Source organism: Rhodococcus sp. ARP2 (genome assembly GCF_001029585.1).
Lineage (GTDB): Bacteria > Actinomycetota > Actinomycetes > Mycobacteriales > Mycobacteriaceae > Rhodococcus_F > Rhodococcus_F erythropolis.
On the sequence record NZ_LEKE01000059.1, the window covers coordinates 60776 to 87444 of the forward strand.

The 26669-nt window shown below is 63.0% G+C and carries 25 protein-coding genes; 10 read left to right on the forward strand and 15 right to left on the reverse strand.

What is annotated here, in order from left to right; genetic code table 11:
• Positions 1-3: 3 nt before the first annotated feature.
• The 4 genes from ABX74_RS16685 to ABX74_RS16700 form a co-directional block, all read right to left on the reverse strand.
• Positions 4-855, reverse strand: coding sequence for an MlaE family ABC transporter permease (locus ABX74_RS16685; RefSeq protein WP_003945759.1), 852 nt, complete (start codon positions 853-855; stop codon positions 4-6).
• A 64-nt stretch (positions 856-919) separates the two neighbouring features.
• A complete protein-coding gene (locus ABX74_RS16690; protein WP_003945687.1) occupies positions 920-1684 on the reverse strand; it encodes an MlaE family ABC transporter permease in 765 nt (254 codons plus the stop codon).
• A gap of 502 nt (positions 1685-2186) precedes the next feature.
• Positions 2187-3104, reverse strand: coding sequence for a 3-oxoacyl-ACP reductase (locus ABX74_RS16695; protein WP_007734334.1), 918 nt, complete (start codon positions 3102-3104; stop codon positions 2187-2189).
• Positions 3105-3213: 109 nt separating this feature from the next.
• A complete protein-coding gene (locus tag ABX74_RS16700) occupies positions 3214-3405 on the reverse strand; it encodes a ferredoxin (RefSeq protein ID WP_007734330.1) in 192 nt (63 codons plus the stop codon).
• Positions 3406-3670: 265 nt separating this feature from the next.
• Here ABX74_RS16700 and ABX74_RS16705 point away from each other — a divergent pair, with 265 nt between their 5' ends.
• The 3 genes from ABX74_RS16705 to ABX74_RS16715 all read left to right on the forward strand — a co-directional run bounded on the left by ABX74_RS16705 (position 3671) and on the right by ABX74_RS16715 (position 7679).
• Positions 3671-4852: an acyl-CoA dehydrogenase family protein gene (locus ABX74_RS16705; RefSeq protein ID WP_003945878.1), complete on the forward strand. Its 1182-nt coding sequence runs from the start codon at positions 3671-3673 to the stop codon at positions 4850-4852.
• Positions 4853-4864: 12 nt separating this feature from the next.
• A complete protein-coding gene (locus tag ABX74_RS16710; protein ID WP_020968503.1) occupies positions 4865-5986 on the forward strand; it encodes an acyl-CoA dehydrogenase family protein in 1122 nt (373 codons plus the stop codon).
• A 61-nt stretch (positions 5987-6047) separates the two neighbouring features.
• Positions 6048-7679, forward strand: coding sequence for a long-chain-fatty-acid--CoA ligase (locus ABX74_RS16715; RefSeq protein ID WP_047889262.1), 1632 nt, complete (start codon positions 6048-6050; stop codon positions 7677-7679).
• Positions 7680-7688: 9 nt separating this feature from the next.
• Here ABX74_RS16715 and nagB read toward each other — a convergent pair whose 3' ends face one another.
• Genes nagB through ABX74_RS16760 form a run of 9 tightly spaced genes read right to left on the reverse strand, consistent with a single transcriptional unit; the run spans position 7689 to position 16066 of the window.
• Positions 7689-8468, reverse strand: a complete 780-nt coding sequence (nagB, locus tag ABX74_RS16720) for a glucosamine-6-phosphate deaminase (protein WP_047889263.1) — start codon at positions 8466-8468, stop codon at positions 7689-7691.
• Positions 8469-8479: 11 nt separating this feature from the next.
• On the reverse strand, positions 8480-9664 hold the full coding sequence (locus ABX74_RS16725; protein ID WP_047889264.1) for an N-acetylglucosamine-6-phosphate deacetylase: 1185 nt from the start codon (positions 9662-9664) through the stop codon (positions 8480-8482).
• Positions 9661-10353: an SGNH/GDSL hydrolase family protein gene (locus ABX74_RS16730; protein ID WP_047889265.1), complete on the reverse strand. Its 693-nt coding sequence runs from the start codon at positions 10351-10353 to the stop codon at positions 9661-9663. Before ABX74_RS16730 ends, ABX74_RS16725 begins: the two co-directional genes overlap by 4 nt.
• Positions 10350-11057: an N-acetylmannosamine-6-phosphate 2-epimerase gene (locus tag ABX74_RS16735; protein WP_047889266.1), complete on the reverse strand. Its 708-nt coding sequence runs from the start codon at positions 11055-11057 to the stop codon at positions 10350-10352. Before ABX74_RS16735 ends, ABX74_RS16730 begins: the two co-directional genes overlap by 4 nt.
• The gene (locus ABX74_RS16740; RefSeq protein WP_047889267.1) at positions 11054-11983 is read right to left on the reverse strand and encodes an ROK family protein; all 930 of its coding nucleotides are present in this window, start codon (positions 11981-11983) and stop codon (positions 11054-11056) included. Before ABX74_RS16740 ends, ABX74_RS16735 begins: the two co-directional genes overlap by 4 nt.
• A gap of 1 nt (position 11984) precedes the next feature.
• A complete protein-coding gene (locus ABX74_RS16745) occupies positions 11985-12914 on the reverse strand; it encodes a dihydrodipicolinate synthase family protein (protein WP_007734313.1) in 930 nt (309 codons plus the stop codon).
• Between the two features lie 46 nt (positions 12915-12960).
• Positions 12961-14019, reverse strand: coding sequence for a Gfo/Idh/MocA family protein (locus tag ABX74_RS16750; protein WP_019746990.1), 1059 nt, complete (start codon positions 14017-14019; stop codon positions 12961-12963).
• Positions 14016-15011, reverse strand: coding sequence for a Gfo/Idh/MocA family protein (locus ABX74_RS16755; protein WP_047889268.1), 996 nt, complete (start codon positions 15009-15011; stop codon positions 14016-14018). The genes ABX74_RS16750 and ABX74_RS16755 overlap by 4 nt, the downstream gene beginning before the upstream one ends.
• Positions 15008-16066, reverse strand: a complete 1059-nt coding sequence (locus ABX74_RS16760; RefSeq protein WP_047889269.1) for a Gfo/Idh/MocA family protein — start codon at positions 16064-16066, stop codon at positions 15008-15010. Before ABX74_RS16760 ends, ABX74_RS16755 begins: the two co-directional genes overlap by 4 nt.
• 274 nt (positions 16067-16340) lie before the next feature.
• Here ABX74_RS16760 and ABX74_RS16765 point away from each other — a divergent pair, with 274 nt between their 5' ends.
• The 6 genes from ABX74_RS16765 (at position 16341) to ABX74_RS30430 (ending at position 22883) form a co-directional block, all read left to right on the forward strand.
• A complete protein-coding gene (locus tag ABX74_RS16765) occupies positions 16341-17966 on the forward strand; it encodes an ABC transporter substrate-binding protein (RefSeq protein WP_047889276.1) in 1626 nt (541 codons plus the stop codon).
• 43 nt (positions 17967-18009) lie between these two features.
• Positions 18010-18969 (forward strand): ABC transporter permease, encoded by a 960-nt coding sequence (locus tag ABX74_RS16770; RefSeq protein WP_020906304.1) that lies wholly within the window; start codon positions 18010-18012, stop codon positions 18967-18969.
• A complete protein-coding gene (locus tag ABX74_RS16775) occupies positions 18969-21047 on the forward strand; it encodes a dipeptide/oligopeptide/nickel ABC transporter permease/ATP-binding protein (protein WP_046377966.1) in 2079 nt (692 codons plus the stop codon). The genes ABX74_RS16770 and ABX74_RS16775 overlap by 1 nt, the downstream gene beginning before the upstream one ends.
• Positions 21044-21862, forward strand: coding sequence for an ABC transporter ATP-binding protein (locus ABX74_RS16780; protein ID WP_020906302.1), 819 nt, complete (start codon positions 21044-21046; stop codon positions 21860-21862). The genes ABX74_RS16775 and ABX74_RS16780 overlap by 4 nt, the downstream gene beginning before the upstream one ends.
• A gap of 60 nt (positions 21863-21922) precedes the next feature.
• The gene (locus tag ABX74_RS16785) at positions 21923-22660 is read left to right on the forward strand and encodes a FadR/GntR family transcriptional regulator (RefSeq protein WP_024487763.1); all 738 of its coding nucleotides are present in this window, start codon (positions 21923-21925) and stop codon (positions 22658-22660) included.
• 67 nt (positions 22661-22727) lie between these two features.
• The gene (locus tag ABX74_RS30430) at positions 22728-22883 is read left to right on the forward strand and encodes a hypothetical protein (RefSeq protein ID WP_003945810.1); all 156 of its coding nucleotides are present in this window, start codon (positions 22728-22730) and stop codon (positions 22881-22883) included.
• Between the two features lie 55 nt (positions 22884-22938).
• Here ABX74_RS30430 and ABX74_RS16790 read toward each other — a convergent pair whose 3' ends face one another.
• Entirely contained in the window at positions 22939-24054 is a 1116-nt protein-coding gene (locus tag ABX74_RS16790; protein WP_003945863.1) for an NAD(P)H-dependent flavin oxidoreductase, read from the reverse strand.
• On the reverse strand, positions 24054-25727 hold the full coding sequence (locus tag ABX74_RS16795) for an acyl-CoA synthetase (protein ID WP_039973409.1): 1674 nt from the start codon (positions 25725-25727) through the stop codon (positions 24054-24056). Before ABX74_RS16795 ends, ABX74_RS16790 begins: the two co-directional genes overlap by 1 nt.
• A 79-nt stretch (positions 25728-25806) precedes the next feature.
• On the opposite strand from ABX74_RS16795, the gene ABX74_RS16800 reads away from it, so the two are divergent.
• The gene (locus ABX74_RS16800; RefSeq protein WP_047889270.1) at positions 25807-26631 is read left to right on the forward strand and encodes a crotonase/enoyl-CoA hydratase family protein; all 825 of its coding nucleotides are present in this window, start codon (positions 25807-25809) and stop codon (positions 26629-26631) included.
• The last annotated feature ends 38 nt before the right edge of the window (positions 26632-26669 follow it).

Sequence of the window (26669 nt, forward strand, 5' to 3'; positions counted from 1 at the left end):
CGCCTATCCCGACAGGTTGAAGTTGCCGGACCCGCCGTAGATGGCGAGTGAGATGAGCAGGGTGACCGTGACGACCGCGATCAACGAGGCGCGCACTGCGTTACCCACCGCGACACCGACGCCGACCGGGCCACCGGTTGCGTTGAAGCCGTAGTAGGTGTGGATGAGCATGACGGCCAGCGCCATGACTATCGCCTGGGCGAACGACCACAGTATGTCCGTGGGTATCAGGAAGGTCGTGAAGTAGTGGTCGTACACGCCGCCGGACTGGTTGTAGAGGAACACCGTCGCAAAGCGGCTGGCGACGAACGACGCGATCACCGCCAGGGAGTACAGCGGGATGATCGCGATCATGCCGGCCATGACGCGGGTGCTGACCAGATACGGAATCGACGGGATCGCCATCGTCTCCAGGGCGTCGATCTCTTCGGAGACGCGCATCGCACCGAGCTGCGCGGTGGAGCCGGCGCCGATGGTCGCGGCGAGGCCGATTCCGGCGATGACCGGCGCTGCGATGCGAACGTTGATGAAGGCGGCGAAGAAGCCCGTCAGTGCTTCGACACCGATGTTGCCCAGCGAGCTGTAGCCCTGAACGGCGATGGTGCCACCGGTGAACAGCGTCAGGAATCCGACGATCACGACGGTGCCACCGATGACGGCGAGAGCACCGGTGCCCATGCTGATCTCGGCGATCAGTCGCAGAGTTTCACGCGGATAACGCATCAGCGCCTTGGGAGCGTGACCGAGAGCCTTCGCGAAGAACAGCGCTTGATCACCGATGCTGTCGATACTGCGAGAGATCGAGCCGATCTGTCGACGTGTGCGCGGGAAGCGTCCCGCTGCGGCCAACGCCATCAGATCTCCTCCCGTCCGTCGTTCGTCGTTCTGTCCACTTCGATCTCTCCGACTGCCGTGTGCCTCATCCGGCCGTCAACTTGATACCGATGGTCGTGATGAGCACGTTGACGACGAAGAGCGCCATGAACGCGAACACGACGGTCTGGTTGACCGCGTCACCGACGCTCTTGGCGCCGCCCTTGACGTTGAGTCCGAGGTAGGCCGCAACCAGGCCGGCGATCATGCCGAACAGTCCTGCTTTGACCATGGAGAGCATGAGCTCACCGAATCCGGTGAGCAGTGTGATGCCGTTGACGAAGGCGCCGGGATTCACGTCCTGGATGAACACGGAGAAGACGAAACCGCCGAGGATGCCGATGGTGCAGACCAGTCCGTTGAGGAGCAGCGCCACTCCCGTCGACGCGAGCACCCGGGGAACGACCAACCGGTGGATCGGATTGATACCGAGCACCTTCATGGCGTCGATCTCTTCGCGAATGGTTCTGGCCGAGAGGTCCGCGCAGATGGCGGTTGCGCCGGCGCCGGCGACGATCAGCACGGTGACGATGGGGCCGACCTGTGTGACGGTACCGAGCGCAGCTCCGGCACCACTGAGGTCGGCTGCACCGATCTCGCGCAAGAGAATGTTGATGGTGAAACTGACCAGCACCGTGAACGGGATTGCGACCAGCACCGTCGGCACCATCGAGACTCGCGCCACGAACCAGGCCTGATCGATGAACTCTTGACGCTGGAAGGGGCGGGAGAAGACTGCCCTCAAGGTTTGGGCGGACATCTGAAAGAAGCCACCGACCGCTCGTAATGGCACCTCGACGAGGTCTACCATTCGCCCTCCTCGTCCTTGGTTGCCGCAGTACTGTCTGTTCTCATAGTCCAGCCCCCGACAGCTTGTGACTCAGGTCATATTAACTAGAACGTGTTCACCTGTCAAAAACAAGTGTCCAACTCTAAGAAGTAGCCTCACGGCGCCGATCCGAAACCCGAAGGTTCGGACCATGGGAAGCATCCCTATTCGGTGGGATTTTCGCCGAAATATCCTGGAAATTAATACTTTTGAATGATCTGCGCTTATCGGCGCCGGATCGAGACCCTGCTGCCGTGCCAGCCTTGACCGGGCACGTCGATCGAATATCGCATCGTTCACAGGAATGCAAAATTGGAACACAGTCTAGTTTTTTCGAGACCGTTGGTCTCGTTGTAGAACGCAGGCAGAGTGCCGCGCCCACCGACTCGTGAACACGCTATTTCTACCAGGAAGTGGACACGTAGACCGTCTAAGTGTGAACAACGGTTCTACGTGTCGCGCACCCGAGAATCAGCCCCGTCGATCAGCCCAACGCGCGCAGGGCCGCCGATGCCGAGAACATCTTTGCCGGGTCACGGTCGGCGAAGTAGTCACCCATCACCGCGGACAGCGTTTCCGGCGACCAGGAATCCCCCTCTGCGTCGAACCGCTGCTCGACGACGGGCGCCGCCATCAGCGCAACCATCGGTCCGTACACCACGAATACCTGACCGTTGACGGCGTCGGCCGCCGGTGACGCCAGATACGAGACGAGCGACGCCACATGCTCGGGCGAGAGTGGATCGATGCCGTCCGCCGGCGCGTCGCCGAACACACCTTCGGTCATCGACGTCCGTGCCCGCGGGCAGATCGCGTTGGCCCGAACGCCGTAGCGCGAGAGCCCACGTGCGGCCGACAACGTCAGCGCCGTGATTCCGGCTTTTGCAGCGCCGTAGTTGGGCTGCCCTTCCGGTCCGAGAAGGCCCGCCTCCGAAGAAGTGTTGACGATGCGCCCGTACACCGGCGCCCCGGCTTCCTTGGATTTCGCCCGCCAGTAGGCAGCGGCGTTGCGGCACAGGAGGAAATGGCCGCGAAGATGAACTTCGAGTACCAGATCCCAGTCTTCGTCGGACATGTTGAACAGCATCCGGTCGCGCACGACGCCGGCATTGTTGACGACAATATCGACACTGCCGAACTGCCCCTGCGCTGCTTCCATCAGTGCGTCGGCGGTAGAACGCTCACCGACGTTGCCTGCCACGAATTCGACTTTGGCGCCGAGACCGCGGATCTCCTCGAGCGTTGCTTCGACGGCCTCGTTCGGGGCCAGATCGTTGACGACCAACGACGCACCGGCCTTCGCCAGACCGATGGCCTCGAACTTTCCGAGCCCCGATCCGGCACCGGTCACGATGGCGACCTTGCCTTCGAGACTGGTTTCTGGGCTGTTCACAGCATTCATCGAAGCGCTCTCCCGGTTCTCTGCGGTCGTGTGTCGAGTTACCCGGCTCGATTGCCGTGACCCACGAGTTCGCAACTTTAGAACGTGTTCTTGTTTTGGGCAACCATCGTCACGGATGTTCGGTCAGCGCCGCACGCGGGCACTGAGCGATCGCGGAACGGACATCTTCCCAGCGATCCTCCGGCGGACGCACGGAACTGATCACGAGCTCCTCGTTGTCGTCGAGGTCGAAAATATCGGGTGCGATCCCTACACACACACCGTTTGCCTCGCAACGGTCCAGATCAACCCTGACCTCCATGGCGATTCCTCTTCTCTACTCACTACTACTGGCGCGAACACGGATACGAAACGAGTGCCGCAGGGCTGTGCCGCACACCGTTCCTGGCGATAACACTAGAACCTGTTTCAGTCGTGTGCAATGATTCGAAAAAGTACCGAGAACGGACGTCGAACGATCCGCCGGAGACGGCGAGAGCGTCCCTTGTCGCCGATGTACGCATCGATAGAACCTGTGTCAATCGAATGGTTGGCGCTTTGATTCGTATCTCTATGGAGAGGTAACCATGCACATCACCTACACCCCTGAGCAGCAACAGCTCCAGGAGGAGTTGCGTGCCTACTTCGCACAACTGATGACTCCCGAGCGGCGTGAAGCACTCGCTGCCACGACGGGTGAGTACGGCGAAGGCAATGTGTACCGCGAAGTCGTCGCGCAGATGGGCCAGGACGGCTGGCTCACGCTGGGTTGGCCGAAAGAGTACGGCGGACAGGAACGCTCCGCGATGGACCAGCTGATCTTCACCGACGAAGCTGCCATTGCCGGTGCGCCCGTGCCGTTCCTGACGATCAATTCCGTAGCGCCGACAATCATGCATTTCGGTACGGACGAGCAGAAGGCCTTCTTCCTGCCCAAGATCTCCCGCGGTGAGCTGCACTTCGCGATCGGTTACTCCGAGCCCGAGGCCGGCACCGACCTGGCGTCTCTGCGCACGTCGGCCGTCCGTGACGGTGACGATTACGTCATCAACGGGCAGAAGATGTGGACGAGCCTGATCCAGTACGCCGACTACGTGTGGTTGGCGTGCCGCACCGATCCGGAAGCCAAGAAGCACAAGGGAATCAGCATGCTGATCGTCCCGACCACCGCAGAAGGCTTCTCCTACACCCCGGTTCACACCATGGCCGGCCCCGACACCAGCGCCACTTACTACCAGGACGTACGCGTCCCGGCGTCGTCGATAGTCGGCCAGGAACACGGCGGCTGGGCACTGATCACCAATCAGCTCAACCACGAGCGTGTTGCCCTCACCTCGGCCGGACCGATTCTGACCGCGCAGCGTGAGGTCCGCGAGTGGGCACAGAACACCAAGCTGCCCGACGGCCGACGCATGATCGACCAGGAATGGGTGCAGATCAATCTGGCACGCGTGCATGCCAAGGCCGAGTACCTGAAGTTGATGAACTGGGAAATCGCCTCCGCAACCGATCACGCTCCAGGTCCCGAAGCGGCGTCGGCCAACAAGGTGTTCGGTACCGAATTCGCCACCGAGGCTTACCGCTTGCTGATGGAGATCCTCGGATCCTCCGCCACGATCAGGCAGAACTCCCCCGGCGCTCTTCTACGCGGACGCATCGAACGCATGCATCGTTCTTCGCTGATCCTGACGTTCGGCGGCGGTACCAACGAAGTGCAACGCGACATCATCGGCATGACAGCTCTGCGGCTTCCCGCATCGAAGCGATAAGGACCAACGATCATGGAATTCACCCTTACCGAGGCCCAGCAGGACCTGTCCGGACTGACACGATCCGTCGTCACCGAACTGGTCACCAACGACCGCCTTCGTGAACTCGACGCCGCCGAAGACCGTTTCGACGCCCTCTTGTGGAACGCTCTGGCTTCGGCCGGCGTTCTCGGTGCGGCCCTTCCGGAATCGGTGGGCGGCGACGGATTCGGTGTCCTCGAGCAGTGCAGCATCCTGGCCGAACTCGGCCGCGGCGTCGCAGCTGTTCCGTTCCTGACGTCCATCGTCGGGTCCGCCGCAGCGATAGCCGAATTCGGCTCGGACAAGCAGCGCGACGACTGGGCAAGCGCTGCCGCTGCCGGTGAGAAGATACTCACCGCGGCCCTCGCCGAGGAATACAACGACGACCCGGCGCACCCGATCACGCGTGCCGAGAAGACCGCCGACGGTTGGCGCATCGACGGAGCCAAGATCACCGTCGACAGTGCTCCGCTCGCAGATCTGTTCCTCGTCCCCGCCATCACCGAGGACGGTGTCGCGGTCTTCCTCGTCGAACCGTCGGACGCGGGCGTGAGCATTACCAGGCAATCGACCACGGATTTCTCGAGTGCGGCCCTGGTCGAGTTCGATTCGGTGCAGATCCCGGCCGATCGTGTTCTCGGCTCGGTTGCCCAAGGATCCGACATCGCGGCGTGGATCGTCGAACGAATTCAGCTCGGTTCCAGCGCCTACCAGTACGGGGTGCTCGATCAAGCGCTGAAGCTGACCGCCGAATACGCCACCGAGCGTGTGCAGTTCGGCCGTCCGATCGGTAGTTTCCAGGCCGTGGCCCAGCGCCTCGCCGACGGATACATCGACGTCAAGGGCGTTCGCCTGACTCTCTGGGCGGCAGCGTGGCGTCTGAGCGAAGGACTTCCGTCCGACGGGGCCGTGCAGACGGCCAAGTTCTGGGCTGCAGATGCGGGACACCGCGTCGGGCACACCGCTGTTCACGTTCACGGCGGTGTTGGTCTGGACGAGGACCATCCGGTTCACCGCTACTTCCTCGCGGCCAAGCATCACGAGTTCCTGCTCGGCAACGCAACAGATCAGCTTCGCGCACTGGGCAAGGAACTTGCCGCAGTTCCTGCCTGAGTGCGTCCCACCGAGTGGAAATCCATGACCTGGTCCGAGACGAATCGATGATGATGCAGCTATGAGTCAGAGCCCCACTGTTTCCGATCTACTCCTCGGAGTCAGCGAGATCGACGACCGCGGTATCCGTTTCGAGGACCAGGTCATCACCTGGCGCGAGCACATTCAAGGCTCGTTCGATCGAGCAGCGCTGCTGGACACGCTGCTCGATCGAACGCGCCCCCGGCATTTCGGTCTTCTGATGGAGAACGTCCCCGAATTCTCACTACTGCTCGGCGCAGCATCGTTCTCGGGTTCGGTTGCTGCCGGACTGAACACGACCAGGCGCGGCCCGGCATTGGCGCGAGACATCCAACTCTCCGACTGTCAGGTCATCTTCACCGAGAACAACCAGGCACATCTACTCGACGACGTCGATCTCGGTGACGTCCGGGTGATCAACGTGGATTCTCCGGCCTGGACGCAATTGTTGGCGCCCTTCGCCGATACGCCGACCTACGCGTCGACGGCGCAGCCCGACGATCTGTTGATGCTCATTTTCACTTCCGGAACAAGCGGTGATCCCAAAGCGGTTCGGTGCACGCACCACAAGTTGGCCTCTCCCGGAGTCATGCTTGCCGATCGTTTCGGGCTCGGCGCCGACGACGTCGTCTACATGGCGATGCCCATGTTCCATTCCAACGCCATGATGGCGGCGTGGACGGTCGCGCTGCACGCTCGTGCGGGAATTGCCATGCGCCGCAAGTTCTCCGCTTCGGGCTTTCTGCCCGACGTTCACAAGTACGGAATCACGTACTCCAACTACGTCGGAAAGCCGTTGTCGTTCATCGCTTCCACCCCCGAGGTGCCGAACGAGCGGGACAACACCTTGAAGATCATGTACGGCAACGAGGGTTCGGCGCCCGCCGTCGCCACCTTCGTCCGGCGCTTCGATGCCCGCGTCATCGACGGGTTCGGTTCCACCGAGGGCGGCATTTCGATTTCCGCGGCGCCGGTGCCGCGGACCGGCGCCCTCGGACTTCTCCCGGACGGGGTCAAGATCCTCGATCCCGAGACCGGAGCCCCATGCCCGCCTGCAGTCTTCGACGCCGACGGCCGGATCACCAATGCCGACGAGGCAACCGGTGAACTGGTCAACGTCACCGGCCCAGGCACATTCGCCGGGTACTACAAGAACCCGGAAGCCGACGCCGAGCGAATGCGCAACGGCCAGTACTGGAGCGGCGATCTGGCGTACACCGATGTCGACGGCTACGTCTACTTCGCGGGACGCAGTTCCGGTTGGCTACGAGTGGACGGCGAGAACATCGGCGCCGCACCCATCGAACGCTCGCTCGTCGGTTACCCGGGCTTCGCGCAGGTGTCCGTGTACGCAGTCCCCGACAGCGATGTCGGCGACCGCGTCATGGCGTCGGTGATTCCGGTCGGCGACGTCGACAACTTCGACCCGGCAGCCGTAGCCGAATACATCGATTCCCGGCCGGAACTCGGGCCGAAGCAGAAACCGACCTTGATCCGCGTGTGCAGTGAGTTCCCGAGAACGGCGACGTTCAAGGTGGTCACTCGAACGCAGAGCGCCGAACGATGGAACACATCCGATCCGGTGTGGATCCGCCGGCGCGGAGAATCCGACTTCCAATTACTCACTCCCGAAATGGCACTCGGCCTCGAGAAGACGCGAGAGCCCGTCTAGCCCGATATCTCAGTAGTGCTGAGCAAGCGGTTTGTGCGCAGACACCGTTTTGTAGAACTCGGTGAGCCGAAGCTGTGATGCCGCTGCATCGTCGATCACCACCGTCGCGTGTGGATGCAGTTGGAGGACCGATGCCGGGCACACCGCGGCCAGCGGCCCCTCGACGGCAGCGGCAATCGCAGCGGCCTTGTGCTCGCCGGTCGCGATCATCACCAGATGCTTTGCTTCGCAGATAGTTCCGAGGCCCTGAGTGATCACGTGCCGTGGTACGTCGTCCGGACTCTCGAAGAATCGGGCGTTGTCGGTTCGAGTCTGTTCCGTCAGCGTCTTGACCCGGGTCCTCGAATTCAGCGAGGACGTCGGTTCGTTGAAACCGATGTGACCGTTGCCGCCGATGCCCAGTAGTTGTACGTCCACCGGACCATTCGACGCAATCGCCCGGTCGTAGGCTGCCGCGGCGGTAAATGGATCCGGCGCGGTGCCGTCGGGGCTGAATACCCTTGCCGCGTCCAGGTCCAGGTGATTCACCAGTTCGGTGCGGATCACCTGGGCATACGACTCCGGGTGGCCTTCCGGCAGGCCGACGTATTCGTCCAACAGGAACGCCTGCACGCCGGCAAAACTCAACCCGTCCTCGCGGTGACGGCGCGCGAGTTCGCGGTACACAGAGAGCGGTGAAGATCCTGTCGCCAGGCCCAAAGTCCGTGCACCTGAATGCACCGCGTGTTCGAAGATGTCGGCAACTACGGTGCCGGCCGCCTCCGCACTGTCGACAATGACAATTTCCATCGGTTGATTCCTCAGCTTTCGGTGTAGTTCATGAGCCAGTTCCCAGCGGCCATGACGGCGCGGGTTTCGAGTTCTGGACCGGTGACGATCAGATCGGCGCGGCAACCCGGCACGAGATCGCCGACCATTCCGGCCAACCCCATCAGCGAAGCAGGCGTTGCCGTCGCTGCGATGACAGCCGAAAGCAGATCGACGCCGGCGTGATTGACAGCCCGGCGGACTATGTCCATCAACCGACTCGTCCCGCCGGCAATGGCCGTTTCCCCCTGGCCGGCCAATCGCGCCACGCCACCGACCACGTCGACGTCGAGAGGCCCGAGTGGGTAACGGCCGTCGGGCATTCCGGCGGCAGCCATCGCGTCGGAGACCAACGCGATCTGATGCGGACCGACAAGATCGAACACCGTCGCTACCGTCTCGTCGGCCAGATGTACTCCGTCCCCGACCAACTCGACCACCATCCGTCCTTTCGCAGCCGCGGCAAGACATGCCGCCACTGCGCCGGGAGCACGGTGATGCATCGGAGCCATACCGTTGAACAGGTGAGTGGCACTGAGCGGTGCATGCGCCGAGTGTGCGATCGAACGTGTCGCAATCGGGTTGGACGCATCGGTGTGTCCGATACTCACGACGGCACCGTGACGCTCCAGCAATGAGGCAAGTTCGTCGAAGTGTACTGTCTCCGGAGCGATCGTCATCGAGCGAATGTGCCCACGGCCGGCTTCGAGCAGCGACTCGAGCAGAGCCGGGTCGCCGTCGAGAATGCTGTCGGGATCCTGGGCGCCACAACGAAGTACCGAAAGGAATGGACCTTCCAGGTGAATTCCGGCCAGCGTGCCCTCGTCCACCAGTCCTGCCAGGAGCTCGATGCGACTGCGCAGGATCTGCGGCGGCGCGGAGACGAGCGAGCCGATCACCGAGGTCGTGCCGTTCGTCCGATGGTGATCGGCAGCCACGGTTGATCCGAACTCGTCTGCCTCGGGGAAACCGAATCCGCCGGCGCCGTGGCAGTGAACGTCGACCAAACCCGGAATGATCGTTGTTCCCGCAGCTGCCCGTTCGGGTAACGGGTCGGTTCGCTGCGACGCGGGTCCGGCCCACACCACACGATCACCGGAGATCTCGACAACCCCGTCCGAGAGCAATCGACCACCGGTCACCAATTGTCCACGCAGAATTTGTCCACGAAGTGTCACGACATCACCTGCGGTACAACGGGAACTTCGGCATCCGCGATCGACAACTCACGGAGCACGGCGTCCGCGAGCACGTAGTGCCCTTGTTCGTTCGGATGGAACGCGTCAGCCAGGAGAGCCGGCGGTGGACCCTCGGGAGAATGGGCCGTCCACTGCGCGTAGTGGTCGACGAACACCGCACGCGTCGAGGCGGCAACCTGCCGCACGACCTCGACGTACTGAAGCAATCCCGCTCTGGTGGGCGCATTCTCGACGTCGATCGGTGGCGGCGTCTGCAGGATCGGCACCGCACCGATCGCTCGCGTCCGGAAAATCATGTCCGAGAGGTCGTCTCGAAACCGCTCCAGTCCTTCTTCGCCATCCAATGCGTCATTCGTACCGAGCATGATCAACACCACCGAGGGTTCGAACACTTCGATGCGGTATGCGAAACCTGCACGCACATCGGAGGATCGATTGCCGCTCACCCCGGTGTTGACAAGGACGTGGTTGAACAAGGAAAGTTCACCACGGACGCGCTCGGCGCAGTGTTCGACGTAACTTCGATGACCGTCGGTGTGCGTCAATCCCTGAGTGATGCTGTCGCCGGTGAAGACCCACCGGATCGGCGTCGACGAGTCTACGAGCAAAGTCTCCAGTCGAATCCGTTCAGAAGTCTTGGACTTCAAAGCCTTCGACGTCGGGGTCACACCCTCTGCCCTTCGGCGCCCGATACTGCGGCTGCAAATTTCGACGTGATGAACGCCGGATCCGTGATTGCGGTTCCGACAACCACCGAGTCTGCACCCAGGGCGATGGCGCGTGCCGCATCCTCCGGGCTGTGGTATCGCCCCTCGGCGATGAGGACTACATCTGGAAGTGCCTGCCGCAGTTCCGAGATCAGCTCCAGATCCGGGCCGGCCAGGCGTCGGCTGTTCTCGGTATATCCCGCCAGTGTGCTGGAGATGATGTCGGCGCCCGCCGCGGCGGCAGCGATGCCGTCCTCGAGTGTTCCACAATCAGCCATGACGAGGCCGCCGCGATCATGGACCGCGTCGACGGTGTCGGCAAAGGTCAGCCCGTCCGGACGAGGTCGCAGGGTGGCGTCGGCAGCCACGATCTGCGCACCCGAATCCACGACTTCGAGGGCTGATTCCCTTGTCGGCGTGATGAACACGCCCTCCGAGCCGATCTTCGTCAAACCGATCACCGGTACCTTCACTGCCGACACGACTGCGGCGACATCCGGGGTTCCGCCCACACCGCCGCAGCGGATCGCCACTGCACCGCCGTCGACCGCGGCGCGGGCCATCCTCTCGATGGTCCCGGTGTCGCGCAGGGCATGGCCGTGTCCGGCCTGACAGGACACGATCAGCTTCCCGCTGATGATCGTGAGCAGTTCTTCGACAGTCACGGTGTTACCTCGATTCGTGTTCCGGCGGCCAGGAGCGCAGCTCCGACGAGCGGCGCATCGGTGCCCAAACGGGCAGGAAGAATGGCGGTTTCGGCAATGGGACCCATCGCTTCCACCCGGAAAGCGGACGTCAGCGGCGACAAGAGGTCGGCTCCGATCTGGGCTGCGCCGCCGCCGATGACGATCACCTCGGGATCGAATGCGGTGGCGACGCCGGCCAGGACTCGGCCGAGCAGAGTACCGGCGTCGGTGACCACGGCACGGGCGATCGGGTCGCCGGAGCGCATGAGTGCCACCACCTTCTGCAACGGTTGAGTGGGCACACCCGCCCGCGCTGCGTACTCGGCCGCCATCGCCGGGCCAGAGGCGACTGCCTCGAGGTGATCGGTTCTACCGCAACCGCAACCTATCGCCCCGGAGACCGGAACCAGCAGATGCGCGAGCTCGCCGGCTGTTCCGTGGGCGCCGTGATACAGCTGTCCGCCCACTGTCAACGCGCCACCGATTCCAGTACCGATCGAGACGAACAGTGCAGAGCTTCGACCGCGACCGGCGCCGATCATGTTCTCGCCGTGGGCCATCGCGCGCACGTCGTTGTCCACCGTCACCGGTAGACCCGAGTGCGCCTCGAGTTCCCCGCGAACCTCGGCGCCACTCCATCCGGACAGAATGTCGGAGGCGAAGACGACGCGGCCACGCACCCGATCGATGATTCCCGGTGCACCGACTCCGATTCCGGCTACCGTGTGATCCGCCCTCAAACGGTCGACCAACGCGGTGGCGGTCTCGAGAACAGCCTCCCTACCGGCCGTCGGTGTTGCCGCACGAACGGTGTCGATCACGTCTCCGTCGGACGTCACCACCGCGGCAGCCACTTTGGTGCCGCCGATGTCGATGCCGATCCATCGCTTCTGCCCAGATGTCATGTCAGAGGAGCCCGGCCTGTTCCAGAACGACCTTGATCGTTGCGGTCTCGGACTCGTCGAGCGAGAGCATCGGGGCGCACATCGTGTTGCCGGTGATGACGCCGCGCAGGGCCAGAGCCGTCTTGAATGCGCCCAGACCCGCGGCACCGGCACTGACGCGACCCGGTGTCGGTGCCTCGACGATGGAGAACAGATCGGTGAGTCGATCCTGCTCGGCCTTCGCCGCCGCCCAGTCTCCTGCCTGCGCAGCGCGCCACAGTCGCACGTAACCGTGGGGGTCCACGTTGGCCAGGCCGGGCACAGCGCCCGAAGCACCCATCAGCAGGCATCCGTCGACGACTACCTCGTGCCCGGTGAAGACGGCGAAGTTTTCGAGCCCGGCCGACTGACGGAGCAACATACGGAAACTGACGTCGTCGCCGCTCGAATCCTTCACGCCGGCGATGACTCCCTCGCGACCGAGCTCGACCAGCATTGCCGGGCTGAGCTTGCTGTGGACACGAACCGGGACGTCGTAGGCGAACAACGGAAGATCCACTGCGGCGTGGATGGAGCGGAAATGCGTTGCCGTCTCGGCTGCGTCGGTGATCGCGTAGAACGGCGCCGTCGCGACGATGGCATCCGCACCCGCTTCACGCGCCTGCTCGGCGACGGCGATGACCCGGTTGGTGGTCATGTCGTTCACGCCGACGAGGACCGGTACCTGGCCGCCGACGTGACCGATGGCCGTCTGCACCACCTGGGCGCGCTGAGCGTCGGTGAGGTAACCGACCTCACCCGAGGAACCGAGGACGAACAAGCCGTCGACTCCGGCTTCGATCTGCAGTGAGAGCAGGCGTTCGAGCGACGTGGTGTCGACCTCGCCCTCGAGCGTCAGTGGTGTGACGATCGGCGGGACGATTCCGCTGAAGGTGGTGGTTTCCGTGCTCATGGGGTCTCCATATGTTGGTTGTCGGATTGAGTTGTGGGTGCGGCTGTCAGGGAGAGACGGAGACCGGCTGACCGCTCGAGGCGGACAGATAGGCAGCATCGATCACGCGCATCGACGCGCGGGCGTCTGCCACGGTGTAGTCGGGTTCGGTCCGTGTGGGAAGTCGATCGAGCACGTGAGAGAGAAAGCTCGACACCGCGTTGTCCGAACCGAAGCCGCCGATGGGTAGTGCGGTCACGTCTCCCGAGGATGCGAAGTGGGTCACCGCGGGTTTGTCGTCGTCGGAACTCGCGTATCCGTGGGAGCCGAGGACCCGAAGCGTCGCGGTATTCGCGCCGAAACCCGGTGCTGCGGGGATTCTTCCGACGGTCACCGTCGCGGTGACGCCGTTTTCCAGGGCGAGCGAGATCAACGCCGTGTCTTCGACTCCGAACTGCTGGTGGGCCCCGCCGTAGAGTGTGCTCGTCTCGGCGTACACCTCGGTGACGTCCAGGCCGGTGAGGTATCTGAGGTAGTCGGCGGCGTAACCGGCGAAGTTCACTACTTCTCCCCCGCCGGAAAGCGCGGGATCCACCACCAGTTCGGGACGCTCGACGGACGTCGCGAAATGTGTTCCGCTTGCCAGGAACTCGATGTCCACGTGGCGCGGCAGTCCGAGGTTTCCGGCATCGATCCAGCGGCGCAGTCGCCGGAGCGCAGGTGAATGAGTGCGGTTCACCACCGTACAGATTCGCCCGTTCGACCGTGCCGCTTCCTCGACCGCCGCGGCCTCCGACTCGTCGATACCCACCGGCTTGTCCACCAGGACGTCGAGTCCCGCGTTCAGTGCGGCAATCGCAAGCCGTGCATGCCTGGTCGGCTCACTGCAGATGATCGCCAGGTCTATCCGTTCGGGGTCGAGCAGCTCGCCGAGTTCGTCGATCCACTCGATGTCTGCGGCCTTTGCCATCGCGATTCCGTCCTCACGAATCCAATCGGGGACCGAGGATTCGTCGGAGGCCCCGATCAAGCTCACTCGAGGATCGGAGCGCAACAGGTCCGCATAGGAGCCGGCATGCCTTACGCCGCTGACAAATCCGACGCGGATCGAACCGGTGCCGGTCATCGGTGTTCTCCGATCGAAATCGCGCGGCCGGTGTCGAGTGACTGTTGTGCAGCGATGGCAGTCGCGAGAGCTGCACGTACCTGCCAGTTCTCGACTATCGGGGTCGCGGAACCGTCGAGAGTGGCGATCCAGTGGCGCATCTGATGCGCCATCGCATCTTCGATCGACGACGGCGGCGCGTTTGTCGTATCCGTCATCAGGCCTGGGTCGTCGCCGGTGTCGTGCGCGAGCGTGCCGGATGTCCCCGACACCACGATCCGGCGCACCATCTTTCCCGATTGCGGCAGTGCGTAAGCCAATTCGATGAGCGCCAGCGATCCGTCCTCGAAGCGAACGGTCAGATGGAAGCTGTCGTGCACGGGCATCCCCGCCGCGAAGGTGGGGAAACTACGAGCGAACACACGGATCGGACGACGACCGATCAGCCACGTCACCAGATCGAGAGCGTGGGTTCCGTTGTGAACGGGGTGACCACCCGAGCGGTCCTTGTCGTGTTGCCAGCCTCGCCAGCCCCCTGGCCAGACGTGGCCGGTGTACCAACTGAGGTGGATCAGCCGGGGGTCGCCGATGGCGCCTTGTGCAACCGAGTTTCCGATCGAGGTGATCGACGGCTGGAATCGTACGGTCTGTCCGACCATCAGTGAGGTGCCGCCACCTTCGGTGGCCTCGACCATCGCGTCGAAGTCCGCGACTGTCAGCGCTGCGGGCTTCTCCACGTGCACATGCTTTCCCGCGCGGCCTGCGGCTATCGTCACGGGCGCGTGGTCCGGAGTGGCCCCGACGACGTTGACCGCGTGCACGCTCGGGTCTGCGAGAATCTTCGCCAGATCGGTACTGGCCTTCGCGCCCGGCGCCAATGCCGCGACCGATGCGGCACGGTCCAAGTCACTGCCGAATACGTAGGCGACTTCGACCGACGGGATGCGCGCCAAAGCGCTGACGTGGTCCCGCGCGATTGCGCCGCTGCCGATGACGGCTACACGCACGGTCACTTCGCACTTCCCGACAGCGCCGCCGGTTCCCCGCCACCGAGTCGCACCTGCTCGGCGACGACGAGTGCGCGTTCACGTGCGTATGTCAACGGTGAGCCGGAGTCAGCCTTGCCGTCGAGAACTGCTGCCATCTCGTCGATTTCGTGGCGAATCGCAGCCTGCATCCACAGCGAGGATCCTCCGTTCCCCGAGTTGTACTTCTGCGTCCTGCTCGCAGAGTCGATCAACGATTGGTTCTCGGCGTCGACGTCGAAGATCGGCCACGACTCTTCGACCCGTCCCCCGCGCAGTCGGCTGACCCGGCCGGTGTGGAAGTCCGCGTGGACCGAGCCTTCGGCGGCATCGACCGTCAGCTCCCACGAAGAAGTGTGTGAACGCGTCGAGATGGTGTGCCTGCCGATCGCGCCGCCGGCGAACGACACCACTGTGTTGCGGAAGCCGTCGTCTGCGGTGGCGATGCTCGACACGGCAGTCACCTCGCCGCCGAGCCAGCACATCAGGTCCAGTTCGTGAATCTCGTGAGTCAGTTCTCCACCCGTTCGGCTCTTGTCGAGCTTCCACCACTGTGGATCTGCGCCGTCGGTGTCGATCCAGCGTGAGCGAGACGTTTCGATCGCAGCGACCTCGCCGAGCTCCCCCGACGCCAGCAGGTCCGCCAGACGTCGTACACCCGGCATCATCCGCATGATGTGCCCGACCATCAACGGCGAACCGCTCGCGTCGGCGCTCGCGATCATGTTCTGCGCATCGACCAGTTCGACGGCAAGTGGCTTCTCGACAAAAACTGCCTTGCCGTGTTCGAGTGCCGCGATGGCAGGTTCGGCGTGCGCGTGATTGGGCGTCGCGACGACAACGAGGGCCAACTCCGGGTGAGCGGCCACCGCGTCGTGATCGTCTGTCGGGGTTGCCGAGAACTCTGCGGCGACGTCCTTGGCCCGCTCGAAGTCACGGTCGCACAGCATCGCCAGTTCGAAACGTGGATGGGCAGCCAGCTCGCGAGCGAGGGAACTACCGAAGAATCCGCAACCGACCACACCGACTTTGTATCGGGTCATGAAGTCTCCAAAGATTGGATGAGGGATGTCCTATGTTATACGGCCAGCGTCATCGGTCGTCAATTCGACGTCGGTAACACAGTCTTCATCTATGCAGGTGAGAGCACTATTTTTGGTTCGAAACCGACGAAACGTCGAAGTTCAACACCGCCAGTTCCGAAGATTCTCTAGACGCTTTCTGATCCACAATGTAAGTTACGCAACATCGGACGTCGAACATAGGACATCCCTTATCCACTCCCTTGATGTCCCGCTCCCCGCCTTGGAGGCCGCCTTGAAGAACGAACGACCGCTGAGCTCCGCGTTCACACGCCGAGACCTGTTCCGGTACACCGGGCTACTGGGAGCTGCAGCAGGTATCACCGCGACTCTCACGGCCTGCGGCGGCGGCCCGTCGTCGACCTCGGTTGTCGGCGGTTCCGCGAGCACCGGCGATCTGACCACCGCCATCGGATACGGCAACGACCAGAGCTTCGACCCGATGCAGACTGCATCCGGTTTCCTCATGGCAGCGGTCAACCACGTCTACGAGGGACTGCTCGAAAACGATCCAGGCACCGGTGAGACGTATGCGGCGCTCGCACAGGCCGTCCCGACCGACGCCACCGCCTCGAGCTGGACCATGAAAATCCGCGAGGGAGCAACCTGGCACGACGGCACTCCGGTCACCTCGGACGACGTCGTCTTCACCTTCGATCGCATCCTCGATCCACAGCAGAACGTACTGATCCGCTCCTTCTTCTCCTCCTGGTTGCAGTCCGTCACCAAGGTCGACGACCAAACGGTGACCCTGAACTTCAACTACCCGTTCAGCGCTGCCGCACAGCGTCTCTCGATCGCCAAGATCATGCCCAAGCACGTCTTCGACGGCCACTGGGACGAGGCCAAGTCCGGAGCGCTGGTCGTCGGTTCCGGTCCGTACAAGCTCAAGAGCCACACCCCCAAGAGCAACACAGCTTTCGAGGCCTTCGAGGCGTACAACGGGCCGCGCCCGGCCAACTTCGCGACCATGAACTGGCTCTCCATCGTCGACACCTCCTCACGCATCGCGCGCGTCTCGGGCAACAATGCCGGTGCACAACTCGCCGACAACATCCCCGTCGCCAACGTCCCCACCCTCACCTCCGGTGGGCGCACCGTCGAGGGCAACCCGGGCATGAACCTCATGTACCTGCTCTTCGACACCACTCAGGCACCGTTCGACGACGTTCGTGTTCGCCAGGCGATGTTCTATGCGATCAACACCCCGAAGATGATCGAGATCGCCCTCGGCGGCAAGGCAACACCGGCCACGAGCTACCTGTACGAGCGCAACCCCGACTACGCGCGAGCGTCCACCGTCTACTCGTACGATCCGGACAAGGCCCGCTCGCTCCTCACTGCCGCCGGTGTAAGTGGCCTCGACCTGACGCTGCTCTCCACCAACGTCAGCTGGTTGGCCGACTGCTTGCCGACCATCAAAGAGTCTTGGGACGCAGTCGGATTCAACACGACGCTCGAACCGCAGGACACCAGCGCCATGGTGAGCAAGCTCAACAGCGGCCAGAAGTTCCAGATCGCTGCGGGTACGTCCAACCCACAGGCGTTCGGCAGCGACGTCGACCTCCTCGTGCGCTACACGTACAGCAAGGGCGGCCTGTGGACGAAGACCTACGCCAAGTGGGACGACACCCCCGAGGCACAGAAGATCTACGCCACCATGGACGAGGCCACCCGCGAGACAGACCCGGCAAAGCGCAGCACCCTTGTGCAGTCGTACCTGAACCAGATCGCCGAAAACGCTGTCTACTATCCGGTTCTCCATCAGGAACTCCTGACTGCGTGGGATCCGAAGAAGATCGCCGACGTCACTCCGCTGCCGTACCCCGGCGTCAACCTGCTTCAGGCGAAGCCGGCCTGATACCCGCCCGCTCGGCCGTTTCCCACAACTGAGAGATTCCCCGATGGCAAGAGTCCTCCCCATGCTGATCAGGCGATTACTGATACTGATCCCCCTGATCCTCGGCATCATCGCGTTCGTCTTCATCGTGATGCAGTTCGCGCCCACCGATCCCGCAACGGCGGCGTTCAACGGCGGCAACCCGACTGCGGAACAGTTGCAGCAGTTCAAGGAAGAGAACGGACTGCTCGATCCGCTTCCGCTGCAATACGTTCACTTCGTGACCGATCTGGTCAGCGGCAATATGGGTGACAGTCTGATTTCCGGTACCCCGGTGTTGGATTCGATCTCCACCGCTCTGCCACTGACCATTCAGCTCACGGTTCTCGGACTGGTGATCGCCATCGTGCTCTCGCTGATCTTCGGTGTCACCAGCGCACTGTTCCGCGATCGTTGGCCGGATCAGGTCATCCGAGTGATCTCCCTCGGTGGTGTGGCAGCACCGTCATTCTGGTTGGCACTGCTGATGATTCAGTATCTGGCCGTCCAACTCGGATGGTTCCCCACCGGTGGCTACGTCAATCCGAGCGACTCCGTCACCGACTGGCTCTGGTACATGGCGCTCCCGGCGCTGTCCCTGTCACTGCCCGTCGCAGCACAACTCACGCGAATCATCCGCACGTCGATGGTCGAGGAGTTGGACAAGGACTACGTCCGTACCGCGATCGGCAGCGGCCTGCCGTATCACGTGGTGATCGGGCGAAATGTCTTGCGTAACGCACTGATCAACCCGCTCACCGTCCTGGGTCTACGGGTCGGTTACCTCCTCGGCGGCGCTGTGGTCATCGAGCAGATCTTCGGCCTTCCCGGAATGGGTCAGCTCATGATCAACGGCGTCACCAACGGTGACCCCGCAGTAGTTCAGGGTGTTGTCATCGTCATCGCGGTCGGCTTCGTCGTCGTCAACCTCGCTGTCGACATCCTCTACCTGCTCGTCAATCCACGACTTCGGAGCGCAGCATGATGAGAAGAAAACTCACCGAGAAGCTTTCGCGACCCGGCATCACCTTTTCTCGCTTCCCCCTCTCGGCCTGGCTGTCGATGGCGGTTCTCGCGATCATCGTGCTCGCCTGCCTCTTCGCGCCGCTGATCACGCAGTACACCCCGCTCGAACAGGCGGTGGGTACCGCGGGCCCCAGCGCCGATCACTGGTTCGGTCAGGACAGTCTCGGCCGAGATCTGTTCAGCCGCTTGCTCTACGGCGGACGTTGGTCGTTGACCATCGGTCTCGGGTCCACCTTCCTCGCATTGTGCGCCGGTGCTCTCATCGGGTCGGTCGCCGCAACGAGCCGAAAAGGCGTCGACGAAACCATCATGCGAGTGCTCGACGTGGTCATGGCGTTCCCGGGCATCGCGCTCGCTGCCGTACTCGTCGCAGCCTTCGGTGGTTCGATTCCGGTTCTGATCGTCACTATCGCGTTCCTCTACACACCGATGGTGGCCCGCGTCGTTCGCGCGAACGTTCTCGCTCAGTACGGTGAGGACTACGTCGCGGCCGAAAAGGTCATCGGCGCAAGAACTTCACACATCGTCGTCAAGCACGTCGTAGCCAACTGTGCTGCGCCGGTTCTCGTCTTCTGCACTGTCATGGTCGCGGACGCCATCGTGCTGGAGGCCAGCCTGTCGTTCATCGGAGCAGGTGTCCGTCCCCCGGATCCGTCGTGGGGATCGGTGATCGCCGACGGCAAGAACATGGTCCTTCTCGGTGGTTGGTGGGCAACGGTGTTCCCCGGTCTGCTGATTCTTCTGACGGTGCTCTCCCTCAACGTGCTCGCCGAGGGCCTGACGGACGCGATGGCCGATCCGAGTCTGAAGAAGACCAAGAAGACGCCCTCCGCACTCCAAGCAGCGCAGACCGCCGCAGCGGAGGAGACCTCCAACGAACTCATTCTGGAGGACGAAGCCGCATCGGTCGCCAACACTCCGGAGTTGATCGACGACTTCGCCGACCCGAGCGTCGTGAAAGATGTCCTGAAGCCGGCCGCCGAGCCGACTCCTCTCGAAACTCACCTGAAGATCCTGGCGGAAACCGAGCGATCTCGGTCCGATCGTCTTGTGTACGAGGGCGATGCAGCACCACTCCTCGAGGTCCGCAATCTCACGATCCGGTTCCCGGAACGCTACGGAGACACCGCGATCGTCGACAACGTGAGCTTCACCGTCCGCCCGAACGAGACGATGGCGCTCGTCGGAGAGTCCGGTTGCGGAAAATCGCTCACCTCGCTGGCGATCATGGGTCTGCTACCCAAGACGGCGGTGGTGACCGGCGAGATCCTGTTCGACGGCGTCAACGTCCTCGAGCTGAACAACCGGGAGCGAAACAAGCTGCGCGGGCACGACATGGCCATGATCTACCAGGATGCGCTGAGTTCACTGAATCCGGCGATGCTGATCCGCGCGCAGTTCAAGCAGCTCACCAAGCGCGGCGGTACCCGCACAGCCGAGGAACTGCTCGAACTCGTCGGACTCGATCCGGTGCGCACTCTCTCCAGCTACCCACACGAGCTTTCCGGTGGTCAGCGTCAGCGCGTTCTGATCGCCATGTCGCTCACCCGCAGTCCGCGGTTGATCGTCGCGGACGAGCCCACCACCGCTCTCGACGTCACCGTCCAGGCCCAGGTCGTGGACTTGCTCAACGATCTTCGGGAAAAGCTCGGCTTTGCCATGGTTTTCGTGAGCCACGATCTTGCACTCGTTGCTTCACTCGCTCACAAGATCACGGTGATGTACGCCGGTCAGGTCGTCGAGTCTGCGCCCACCAGCGATCTACTCGTCGATCCGCGTCACGAATACACTCAGGGCCTCCTCGGCGCCGTTCTCTCCATCGAGGACGAGGCTCCGCGGCTCCACCAGATCCAGGGAACCGTACCGTCGCCAGGCAGCTTCGCCGCCGGTGACCGTTTTGCCGAACGTTCCCTGCGTCCGGATTCCGATCCAAACCGAAAGCCCGAGATGGTTCGGATCGGCGAGACCGAGCATTTCTTCGCGAACCAGTCCGCGACTCCCGCACACGCAGAATCGGAATTGGAGAGCGTGCGATGACTACAGCTGAAGCACCCATCCTGGAACTGAAGAACATTCACGTCGTCCACAAGACCCGTTCGGGATCACTGTTCAAACCCGGCACGGTTCACGCGGTCAACGATGTCAGTATCGCCGTACGACGAGGGGCGACGATCGGCATCGTGGGCGAGTCGGGTTGCGGCAAGTCCACTCTGGCCAAAGTCATGGTCGGATTGCAGAAACCGACGTCGGGCGACGTGGTATTTCGCGGCCGAAGCGCTCTGACCCGGTCGGCGGGCGTGCGCAAGGAGTTCGGGCGGGCGATCTCGATCGTCTTCCAGGACCCGGCTACCGCGCTCAATCCGCGAATGACGGTGGCCGACATCCTCACCGATCCGCTCGACGTCCACGGCATCGGCAACCGCGCGAGCCGAACCGCCCGAGTTCGCGAGCTGGTCGGTTTGGTCGGACTCCCCCAATCTGCGCTCGAAGTCATCCCGAGCCAGATCTCCGGCGGTCAGCGTCAACGTGTCGCGATCGCGCGTGCGCTCGCGCTCGAGCCTGACGTCATCGTGGCCGACGAACCGACGTCGGCTCTCGATGTCTCGGTGCGAGCGCAGATCCTGAACCTGCTCAGCGACATCAAGGCTCGGTTGGGGCTCGGCATGGTGTTCATCTCGCACGACATCCAGACGGTGCGGTACGTCTCCGACACGATCGTCGTCATGAACGCCGGGCGGATCGTCGAGCAGGGAACGGCCCAGGAAGTATTCGACAACCCGTCGGATGCGTACACGGCCAAACTGCTGGGCGCAGCGCCCAGTCTCCTGCAACGCACCGTTGACGTGGGTTGACCAATGGAGCGGATGACCGGACATAGGATGAAGGACGTTCGTATCAGAAAAGGGGAATCGATGTCTGTCCGGAGTGGCACACAGGGCGCTCGTTTCAGCGCGCAAAACCGCATGCGCGCACTTCAGACGGACATCATGAACTTGATCCTCGAACGCAGACTCTCCCCTGGCGACCCGATGCCCACCGAGGCCGAACTGTCCGAGGAATTGGGAATCGGCCGGAACACCCTCCGCGAGGCACTCAAGGTTCTGCAGGCCTTGGGCGTCGTCGAGATCCGTCACGGTTTCGGAATGTTCGTCGCCCCGAGCAACTTCGACGCTCTCGCCGACGGCCTGACCTTCCGTGGCCGGTTGTCGTTGCAGGGCACCGGGCACGAGGCGATGGAACTGGTCGACATTCGTCAGGCACTCGAGACCGGACTGATCGGTGCGGCGATGGCCGAGATGACGTCGGCCGACCACGCCGACCTCGACGAACTCGTCACCGGCATGGAGGTCCGTGCCGCCGCCGGGAAGAACTTCTCCGACATCGACGCGACCTTCCATTCCCGCCTGTACTCCCCGCTCGACAACCAGGTCCTCGCTCAGTTGATGGACGTCTTCTGGCAGGTGTACAGCGAGATCCAGCAGGCTATCGGGCATTCGGATACACCACTGATCGACATCGCGTCGAAGCATCGTGCGATTCTCGACGCGATCCGTACGGGTGATGCCGTCGAGGCGGCGCACACTCTCGATGTGCACTTCGGTGGCCTGCGCGAGCGGATCGCCGGCCTTCATGCTTCCGAAGCGCAGTAGTTTCGAAACGCGTGATTTTGCTCCGCTGTCTCACCATCGCGCCCGTTCTTCCGGCAAAATTACGGGTATGAAGAACCCGAACCTGACGCCTTCGCGCGTTCTCGCAGTTGTCCTCGCTGCCGCCCTGGTCATTTTCGTGATCGCACGTCGCCGCGACGACGGCGCCCTCAGCCGCGGAGAATGGTTGTCGGACACCGTCGGACCGGACGACCTCGCCGGCTGAAACGACGTATGCCCTCGGCCGAAACTCGGCCGAGGGCATACGTACGTGTCATCTACTACTTCATCGAATCCAGTCGGGTTCGCGCGTCCTCGAACCCCGACACCAGCTCTGCCATGACCTCGGCGACCGGTCGGATCTCGTTCATCCGTCCCACGATCTGACCGACGGGCATTGCCACAACTTCCGGGTTCTCCGATGCAGCGATTCTCTGATGAGCGTCGCTGACCAGCAGGTTCTGCAGCGGCATCGGCAAGGGCGCCGGTGCTCCCGGGTTCGACCAGGCTTCCGTCCACTTGGTCTTGAGCAACCGAGCGGGCTTACCCGAGTAGATGCGCGAACGTACGGTGTCGGCCGACGTCGCGCCCAACAGTGCACGCTGAATAGCGGACGGGCCTTCGCCCGACGCACTGCCGAGTTTGTACTCGGATGTGGTGAGCCAGTACGAGCCCATCCACACTCCGGACGCACCGAGTGCAAGTGCAGCAGCCACCTGACGGCCGCTGCCGATACCGCCGGCAGCCAGTACAGCAGCTGAATCGCCCAGTGCATCAACGATTTCCGGAACGAGAACCATCGATGCGATTTCGCCGGTGTGACCGCCGGCCTCGTAGCCCTGCGCGATCACGATGTCGACACCGTTCTCGACGTGACGACGTGCATGCTCGACGGCGCCGGCCAGCGCTGCTACCGGTACGCCCTTCTCGTGTGCCTGATCGATGACGTCCTTCGGCGGTGATCCCAGTGCATTCGCAATCAACGCAATCCGGTGTCCCAGAGCAACATCGACGTGTGACCGCGCCACCGAGTGAAGCCATCCCAGTACGCCGGTCGCATGCTCGACGTCGTCGGAAAGCGGCGGCACACCGAGCTCGTCGAGCGTGCGGTTGACGAAGGCGCGGTGCTCCTCCGGAATCAGCTTGTCGAGATCGACGGCGCCGCCCTCGGTCGGCACCTTGGCCGGCATGACGATGTCGACGCCGTACGGCTTACCGTCGGTGTTCTCGTCCATCCACGTCAGTGCGGCTTCGAGCTCTTCCGGGTCGTTGAACCGGACGCAACCGAGCACGCCCAGACCTCCCGCGCGGCTGATCGCGGCCGCGACGTGCTCGGAAGGAGTGAATCCGAAAATCGGGTATTCGATGCCGAACTTGTCGGCGAGATCCGAACGCATCAGGCTTCCACGCTTTCGTTTGCGGACGCCACAGGAGCGCCGTTTCCGTTGTGATCATCAGCCTCGCGCGATTCCGTTTCGGCCTTCGCCCAGCGGTAGTCGGGCTTGCCGGCCGGATTGCGCTTGATCTGGTCCACGAACCACACGCTGCGCGGAACCTTGTATCCGGCAATCTCTTTGCGTGCTGCGGTGGCGATGTCGTGCAGCGTCGGCGACGTGCCTTCGCGTACCTGGACCACTGCGGCAACGCGCTGACCGAAGCGCTCGTCGGGGATACCGACCACCAGGACGTCGAAGATGTCCGGGTGCGCCTTCAAAGCGCCCTCGACCTCTTCCGGGTACACCTTCTCGCCGCCGCTGTTGATCGACACCGAACCGCGGCCGAGCATCGTGACCGTGCCGTCGGCTTCGACCTGCGCATAGTCGCCGGGGATCGAGTAGCGAACGCCGTTGATGGTGCGGAAGGTTTCGGCCGTCTTGACCTCGTCCTTGTAGTAGCCGAGCGGGATGTTGCCCTTGCGAGCGAGCATGCCGCGCTTGCCCGATCCGGGTTCGACCTCGTTGCCGTCGTCGTCGAGAACCGTTGTGGAGGCGTCGATCTTGACCGTCGGACCGCCAGTGTGCTTCTGACCCTTGCTCAGCACGGCCAGTCCGCCGAAGCCGGTCTCGGATGCTCCGATGGAGTCGGTCAGCAGGCGGTTGGGCAACAGTTCGAGGAACTGCTCCTGGATACTCGGCGAGAAGAGTGCAGCACTGCTGGCCATCACGTAGAGCGTCGAAAGATCGTACGGCTCACCGGTCTCCGGGTTTCCGGCGATGAGTGCGTCGAGCATCGGACGGCCCATCGCGTCACCCGTGATGAAGATCAGGTTGACCTTGTGCTTGTCGATGTTCTGCCACACCTCGTGGGCGTCGAATTCCGGGTGCATCAAACAGGTTCCGCCGCCGAAGAGGCTGTGGAACACCGCAGACTGCGAACCGCCGTGAATCATCGGGGGGATCGGGTAGCGGATCATGCTCGGGTTGGCGGCGCCGACCTTCGCCATCTCGTACTCGTCCTCGACCGGAACTCCGGTGACGAAGTTGATGCCGCCGCCGAGAACACGCCACCAGTCCTCGTGGCGCCACATGACGCCCTTGGGACTTCCGGTGGTGCCGCCGGTGTAGAGCATGAAGATGTCGTCGTTGCTGCGCTCTTCGAAATCACGCTCACCCGAACTCTGCGCGAGTGCGTCCTCGTAGCCGATGCCGAAAGCACTGAAGTCCAGATCGGTGCCGTCCTCGACCACGATGACGGACTTGACCTTGGGAGTGTTCGGCAGGACGTTCGCGACCTTGTCCGAGTAGCGGCGCTCGTGAATGAGCGCAACCATGTCGGAGTTGTCGAAGATGTACTGCAACTCGTTCTCGACGTACCGGTAGTTGATGTTGACCATCACGGCCCGGATTTTGAAAACGGCGACCATGGCCTCGATCGCCTCGATGACGTTCCGGCAGTAGATGCCGACCTTGTCACCCGGCTGAACGCCATGTTCACGCAGGTAGTGACCGAGGCGGTTTGCTCGGTCCTCCAACTGCGCATAAGTCATCTCGCGGTTGTCCGAGACCAGCGCAACGCGGTCCGGAACGAGGTCGATTGCGTGCTCTACGAAGTCTGCGATGTTAAGGGCCACGAGTTCAAAGTAGAACGTGTTACCGTTTCTGGCAAGACCCAATTTGAGAGCCAGCTCACAGACCCGCCAGGAGCCATCAGTGTCCACTTCGACGACCGAAAAATCAGACATTTCGGAAACCGCGCCGCATTGCCTCGTGGAGAAGCGCGGCCACGTTCTCATCGTGACCATGAATCGCCCCGAGCGTAAGAACGCCATCACCGGCGAAATGATGGCGATCATGGTCGACGCCTGGGATCAGGTCGACAACGACCCCGATATCCGCGTCGCGATCCTCACCGGAGCCGGCGGCGACTTCTGCGCCGGCGCCGACCTCAAGAACATGTCCGCCAAGCCTCCGGGAGATTCCTTCGCGGGCGGCGGCGTCGACATGTCCAAGATCGAAGGTCTCCTCAAGGGTCGCCGGTTGACCAAGCCGCTGATCGCTGCGGTCGAGGGTGCAGCCATCGCCGGCGGAACCGAAATCCTGCAGGGCACCGACATCCGCGTCGCGGGCGAGAGCGCCAAGTTCGGCGTCTCCGAAGCCAAGTGGGGGCTCTTCCCGCTCGGCGGTTCCGCGGTGCGCCTCGTTCGACAGATTCCGTACACGATCGCAGCCGACATCCTGCTCACCGGTCGTCACATCAAGGCTCCGGAGGCCAAGGAGATCGGGCTCATCGGCCACGTCGTCCCGGACGGTCAGGCCCTCGACAAGGCGCTGGAGCTCGCGGACCTGATCAGTGCAAACGGCCCCCTCGCCGTGCAGGCGATTCTCAAGACCATCCGCGACACCGAGGGCATGCACGAGGAAGAGGCCTTCCAGATCGACGCGCAGCTGGGCATGAAGGTGTTCATGAGCGCGGACGCCAAGGAGGGTCCGCGAGCCTTCGGTGAGAAGCGGGCGCCCCAGTTCAAGGGTGTCTGAGTCAGGGGTGTCCGACCCACCCCTGTCTGAGCCACCCG

Coding starts and splice junctions, on each gene's coding strand:
- ABX74_RS16775 (WP_046377966.1), top strand. CDS start 18,969: ATGAGAAGAAAACTCACCGAGAAGCTTTCGCGACCCGGCATCACCTTT.
- nagB (WP_047889263.1), bottom strand. CDS start 8,468: ATGGAAATTGTCATTGTCGACAGTGCGGAGGCGGCCGGCACCGTAGTT.
- ABX74_RS16740 (WP_047889267.1), bottom strand. CDS start 11,983: ATGACATCTGGGCAGAAGCGATGGATCGGCATCGACATCGGCGGCACC.
- ABX74_RS16705 (WP_003945878.1), top strand. CDS start 3,671: ATGCACATCACCTACACCCCTGAGCAGCAACAGCTCCAGGAGGAGTTG.
- ABX74_RS16690 (WP_003945687.1), bottom strand. CDS start 1,684: ATGGTAGACCTCGTCGAGGTGCCATTACGAGCGGTCGGTGGCTTCTTT.
- ABX74_RS16760 (WP_047889269.1), bottom strand. CDS start 16,066: ATGACCCGATACAAAGTCGGTGTGGTCGGTTGCGGATTCTTCGGTAGT.
- ABX74_RS16695 (WP_007734334.1), bottom strand. CDS start 3,104: ATGAATGCTGTGAACAGCCCAGAAACCAGTCTCGAAGGCAAGGTCGCC.
- ABX74_RS16715 (WP_047889262.1), top strand. CDS start 6,048: ATGAGTCAGAGCCCCACTGTTTCCGATCTACTCCTCGGAGTCAGCGAG.
- ABX74_RS16685 (WP_003945759.1), bottom strand. CDS start 855: ATGGCGTTGGCCGCAGCGGGACGCTTCCCGCGCACACGTCGACAGATC.
- ABX74_RS16750 (WP_019746990.1), bottom strand. CDS start 14,019: ATGACCGGCACCGGTTCGATCCGCGTCGGATTTGTCAGCGGCGTAAGG.
- ABX74_RS16745 (WP_007734313.1), bottom strand. CDS start 12,914: ATGAGCACGGAAACCACCACCTTCAGCGGAATCGTCCCGCCGATCGTC.
- ABX74_RS16780 (WP_020906302.1), top strand. CDS start 21,044: ATGACTACAGCTGAAGCACCCATCCTGGAACTGAAGAACATTCACGTC.
- ABX74_RS16770 (WP_020906304.1), top strand. CDS start 18,010: ATGGCAAGAGTCCTCCCCATGCTGATCAGGCGATTACTGATACTGATC.
- ABX74_RS16710 (WP_020968503.1), top strand. CDS start 4,865: ATGGAATTCACCCTTACCGAGGCCCAGCAGGACCTGTCCGGACTGACA.
- ABX74_RS30430 (WP_003945810.1), top strand. CDS start 22,728: ATGAAGAACCCGAACCTGACGCCTTCGCGCGTTCTCGCAGTTGTCCTC.
- ABX74_RS16785 (WP_024487763.1), top strand. CDS start 21,923: ATGTCTGTCCGGAGTGGCACACAGGGCGCTCGTTTCAGCGCGCAAAAC.
- ABX74_RS16790 (WP_003945863.1), bottom strand. CDS start 24,054: ATGCGTTCGGATCTCGCCGACAAGTTCGGCATCGAATACCCGATTTTC.
- ABX74_RS16700 (WP_007734330.1), bottom strand. CDS start 3,405: ATGGAGGTCAGGGTTGATCTGGACCGTTGCGAGGCAAACGGTGTGTGT.